The organism is Aquiflexum sp., assembly GCF_977115555.1.
Genome location: NZ_CDSBKL010000337.1, coordinates 1 through 4,591 on the forward strand (window position 1 = coordinate 1; position 4,591 = coordinate 4,591).

A 4,591-nucleotide genomic window follows, 5' to 3' on the forward strand; every position below is an offset into this window, starting at 1 on the left:
CACTAATATAAATATATCCATTTTTATAATAGATAAACCTTTTTATTTCTGAGAGCCTGTTCAAAAGAAATCGGCAATTCATTGAATTCAACACTAATTTATTTTAGAACCAAATGACCGTCCCCCAACTGATGGATCGTATTCTGAATCAATCCTTCTAAGTCTTTGCCATCATCATCTTTGATCCGGTATTGGATCTCCATTCCCCAAGTGGGCTTGATATCGGGAATGGTCAGTTGGATCGATTTTTTGTCTTTGCCCAATTCTGCTTTGGTGACAGTCAATATTTGGTCGTTGTAGTGCTTGGATCCGTACTTTCTTGACCTCAGGAGATCCCAGGTTTTTATAGTATAATTGGCAATTTGGCTGACACTGACTTGATCGAGTTCGTCGGTAAAGCTCAGCTCAATACCTTGGGTACTTGCTTTGATTCCAATCGGAATGTGCATGGGCTGATCTACTTTCCGGATCCGGTATAAGCCGCCCAACTGTGGTTGTGTAGAACCCCAAGCCGATAAGCCACAGAGGTACAATTGTTCATCACCAGGATTGAAGCGACCACGCATCACACCGGTGGAAAACCTTGGTATCGGTAATTCAAAAATTCCTCCTTGAACTTGATCCCCGATTTTTTCAAATGGCACTATAAAGATTTTTCCATAGCCGTAGGAGAAGTTTAGCAGCTTACCATTTAGAGGACCCCACTTTTTGCTGTCCACCCAAAGGAGTTCGGAAGGGGATTGATCCCTGTCTCTCTCCACCCAAACCAAAGGCAGTTCCATCCCCGTTTCGGTGCTGTCGGCAGGAGGATTATAACCAAACATATTTCCATAGAATCCGCCTTTTTTCACCCAATTGATCCTGTTCATTGGATTCCAATGGCCTTCTTGGTCAGTCACGATGAAAGTGCCGTCGGGATTGAGACATACGCCGTTTGCAGCCCTGAAACCGGTCGCGATGATCTCCGTCTTCAGGCCGTCTTTGCTCACTTTTATCAAAGTTCCATGTTGGGGCACCAAGGCCTCTCTTGCATGCCGGGCACTTTTGGCATAATACAGGTTCCCCTCTTTATCCGCCTGCAGTCCCATGGCAAATTCGTGAAAATGGTCTGTGACTTGATGGTCATTGTTGAAACTCTCATAAAAATCCGTTTCCATGTCCCCATTAAAGTCGTGTAACCGCACGAGTTGATCCCTGCAAGTGACAAAAATTTCCTCGTTGATGACTTTTATTCCCAATGGCTGAAACATGCCTGAAGCGATTCGCTGCCAAGTAAGTTCCCCTGAGTTTTTTGTGAATCCTTCTACCAGCCAAACGTCTCCATCTGTGGAGCAAATCACTCCTTTGTTGGTATCTTTAAAAAAGTCCAGGCCACTCAATCTGAATTGGTTTTTCCAAGGACTGTCAAAAGGAGGGTTCATAATATCCACCTGAAAGGGACCTTCCTGATTGCCTTTCAATACCTCTGTGGTTAATTTTTGAGGATATCGTGCAGGTCCCCCTCTGACCAACTGATTCAAATCCTCAGGTTGGCTGGAAGTTTTGGCATATTGATTCAATTCCTTCAAAGCAGGTTTGGCGATCAGCAATTTGATTTTGAGAGATTGAGAAGGAACAAGCTCCAAAGCAATAAATCCATCCTGATCTTTTAAGACAGCCCCTTCACCCAACAAGGCGACTGCGGTTCCGGATGGAGCAATTCTCATTTTAAGTGGTTTTTCGGAAGGGGAAATGTTCAAAGTTCTCGTAAAAACAGGTTGCCCATCCAAAGTTTCCAAACCGAATGTTTCCAATATTTCTACCTTGCCTACCGTGTAGGAAATGATGACCCTGTCGCGGTATTGGTACAGACCTTTGTAATGCGCCCATTCTCTTGGCAATGGTCCAAACTTCCTTTTGTCTCTCGCTGTAAACCTGGGATCGTCAAATTTTCCGCTATTGGGATTAGCCCAAGCAGGTGCCACCGGATTTTCAAAATGCAAATCACCGGAAGTCCTTGGGGAAATATTATGACTGCCATTAAATAAGATTGCCTGCCAATCAATAAAACCTTCTCCAGTCCAAGCCCCGGCTACCCGCATAAGGTCATGGTCAAACATCATCCATGCATCACCTGCAGCCACTCCACCTTCTCCGGGATTGAGTCTTACGGCAATTCCTTTATAGGCAAAATTTGCCTTATTTAGGTTTTCGTCAGGAAGCGGAGAGGGACCTGAGGACCTTTCTCTTTCAGGAGCATTCAGGCCAACCAATTCATAGGTATTGATCAAAAAGTTACCATAGTCCATTTCCGCCCAAGGTTTAAATTCTTTTGGTGCAGGGCCTGTGGTTGTTCCGCTTGGTAAGCTTGCCAGATAGGTTGAATCGATTTCAAAATATCGCTCCGAACTGTCTTTTTGAAGGTATGTTTCCCTCAGGTAATTGATGATGTCATACTTCTCAACAGGAGTCAGGTTGACCTGCGGAGGCATGGAGCCATATCCACGGGTGAGGGTTTGATAAATGGAATAAGGGTCCTTGCCGACCTTAAACTTATCCTCCCAAAATTTGAACGCAGTAGGAATAGATCCTACCTGCTCAGGGTTTCCATGGCAATTGAAGCAGATGTTGTTATAGATATGTTCTCCTGTTCTGATGGATTCGTCATGCCTGTCCCCTAAAGCAGTCAAAAGTCCCTTGTGGTCAATATCCTTTTCATATTCGGGTAAATCTGATTCTTTAAGGATGAAACCCATTGGAGATTGAGCCTCTTGATTTTTTGAACTTGGATTACATCCCATGAAGAATAGTAAAAGCAAGATAGAACTTAAACAATGCAGGTATCTTTTCATAATAAAGTCGATCGGGTTTATCCGCTAGTTCTAATTTATAAATTGAGGATTTTTTTTGGAATTTGCGGTTGCATTTTAGCGAACAATGGGAAAAATACACATTTCTTTCCTGCTCCTATATTTTTCAATATAAATAATTTGACAAAATGCATACCTTCTTCAGAAAAGTTAGGGTAGATAACGCGCCTAGGTAAGGCTAGAAAACTACCGATTTAACTAAATAAAATTTAACAAATCAAATCTAAAAAATAATCTTTTAACCTCATTATTAATTTATTTGGTAAATAAATTATAGGATTGGGACAGAATATAGGGTAGTTCGTCCTAAGCTTGTATGATCCTCATTTTTAATTGTCTATATTATATTTACCAATTTTAAATTTGTATTGGGACATTCTTATAATTTAAACCTAAAACACACCACTATGAAAAAGTCATTAATTTTATTTTTGGGACTAATTATTACTGTTAATTCATTGGCCCAGGTGGCATATATGCAATTCAGGAAAGTCCCTATGGACCGTCAAGCGGAATTTGTTGAAAAGGAAACCAAATATTGGTCAAAAGTAGCCAAATCAGCAATTGATAAGGGGCAAATGACAGGATGGTCCCTTTGGAGAAAAGTAGGTATAACCAATGTAGATGCCCCCAACTATGTTTTGATGAATACTTTTGAAAGTATTGATAAAATGGATCCAGCTCTTATCTGGTCCGAAAGCAACATGAATACTATGGGTGTATCTCCAGATATGGTAGAAACGCAATCTTTTGCTCCTTCGGCTTTTGATTATTGGTTGCAATTCGAGGCTAGCGTAGGGGGAGATTTCAAATATGTTGTTGTCAATTATGCTTCACCGAAAAGTAGAGGCGCTTTTATCGAAGAAAACAAAACACTTTGGAAGCCTTTTCATGAAAAAAACATCATGGAGGGAAGTATGGGGATGGCCTCTTGGGGTATGCTATCTGTCATCGCACCAACCGGGAATCAAACCCGTTTTTCAGTACTGACTTGGGATGGCTTTAATAAAATGTCTGATGCGATGAAATTCAAGAGTTATTCCTCTCCTGAAAATACCAGCCAGGCTTGGAAGGATGTTCTTTCAAAAACCAAAATGGGAGAAATAATGCCAGATGGATTTGAATATAGTATTATTTATGAATTAGTAATGAGGATTTCTCCTGAGCCGAAAAAGTAGTATGATTTTCAACAAAATAGCGGGGTTATAACCCCGCTCTTAAATTTTTTTCAGTACGCTATAAATCTACTTTTTCACTTTCAAAATAAAATTTTGGCGGCAATAAAACAATTGCAGTTGTTGTCGTCTTAGGCAGATTAATCAAGCCTTAGGGGAATTACAATTTCAGTCCAAAGGTGAAGTAAATCGTCCTTCCTTCTCCGGGCATAATTCCCGGTCCCGGATAGCCGCCTGCCCTTCTCGTAAAGTACATTTCATTGGTCAGGTTGTTGATTCCTGACTTGAATATATACCGACTTTTTATGTCGAAAGATGCTGAAAGGTCTTGTACACGATAGGCAGGAATCAATCCAACGGTAGCGGCGGCATTTGGCGTCACGGTATTGGATGCATCTGAAAATGCGTCTCCAATATCACTCATTTGCCATGTTATGGAAAACTTACTATATCGGTATGTTACTCCATAACGGTTGATTTTCCTGGGCGCATTTTCTACACGATTGCCTTTGAGGTTCCCTTCGACGACTACACCTTCCCTGACCGAAGTGGTTGCAAAATCACCGT

General features: G+C 41.4%; 2 protein-coding genes and 1 pseudogene. 1 reads left to right on the top strand and 2 read right to left on the bottom strand.

The window, feature by feature from the left end:
- Positions 1-98: 98 nt before the first annotated feature.
- Positions 99-2,735 (bottom strand): DUF6797 domain-containing protein, encoded by a 2,637-nt coding sequence (locus tag ACZFYI_RS16110; protein WP_462525153.1) that lies wholly within the window; start codon positions 2,733-2,735, stop codon positions 99-101.
- 521 nt (positions 2,736-3,256) lie between these two features.
- On the opposite strand from ACZFYI_RS16110, the gene ACZFYI_RS16115 reads away from it, so the two are divergent.
- Positions 3,257-4,027: a hypothetical protein gene (locus ACZFYI_RS16115; protein WP_462525154.1), complete on the top strand. Its 771-nt coding sequence runs from the start codon at positions 3,257-3,259 to the stop codon at positions 4,025-4,027.
- 157 nt (positions 4,028-4,184) lie between these two features.
- On the opposite strand, the pseudogene ACZFYI_RS16120 reads toward ACZFYI_RS16115, so the two are convergent.
- A pseudogene (locus ACZFYI_RS16120) lies at positions 4,185-4,591 on the bottom strand (TonB-dependent receptor); the annotation flags it as partial.

Excerpts from the sequence above, each read along its gene's own strand:
- ACZFYI_RS16115 (WP_462525154.1), top strand. The coding sequence starts at position 3,257 with ATGAAAAAGTCATTAATTTTATTTTTGGGACTAATTATTACTGTTAAT.
- ACZFYI_RS16110 (WP_462525153.1), bottom strand. The coding sequence starts at position 2,735 with ATGGGTTTCATCCTTAAAGAATCAGATTTACCCGAATATGAAAAGGAT.